Below are 517 nucleotides of genomic sequence, written 5' to 3'. Positions count from 1 at the left end.
GTCTTTCCATATATATAACAGTAGGCTCTTTTATTTCTGCCTCCACATGATATTTTTCCTCAAGGATGGCACAAATGACTTCCATCTGCACTTTCCCCAAAAAAGAAAGTATAATCTCATGCGTTGTAGTATCCACATAATATTTTAAAAGAGGGTCGCCATCTGAAATTTCTGTAAGTGCCCCAAGCAATATTTCCCGCTGTTCAGATTTCTTTGCTGCAATCGTTGTTTGGAGCATAGGGAGAGGATTTTCAATAAATGTTCTCTGCGGCAACAGCATTTCGTTCCCCAAAATACTGTTTAGCTGCAAAACATCATTTGGTAAAATTACAATATCACCAGAGCAGGCTGTATCGGATGAACATAATTCACCGTTTGTCGGAACACACATCTCTGTGATTTTTATTTTCTCTTTTTCAGATATTTTAATAACATCCCTCAAATGCAATGTTCCGCTATATATACGCACATAAACAAAACGCCGCCTTTTCTCTGAATATTCAATCTTAAAAACCTG

1 pseudogene is annotated in these 517 nt (G+C 37.1%); it reads right to left on the bottom strand.

Features of this window, described 5'->3' with window-relative positions:
• A pseudogene (tet(O), locus tag ACTNDQ_RS15435) lies at positions 1 to 517 on the bottom strand (tetracycline resistance ribosomal protection protein Tet(O)); the annotation flags it as partial.

Source organism: Blautia massiliensis (ex Liu et al. 2021), from assembly GCF_052064225.1.
GTDB classification, from domain to species: Bacteria; Bacillota; Clostridia; order Lachnospirales; family Lachnospiraceae; genus Blautia_A; species Blautia_A fusiformis.
This window is presented reverse-complemented; position numbering and strand designations above follow the sequence as displayed.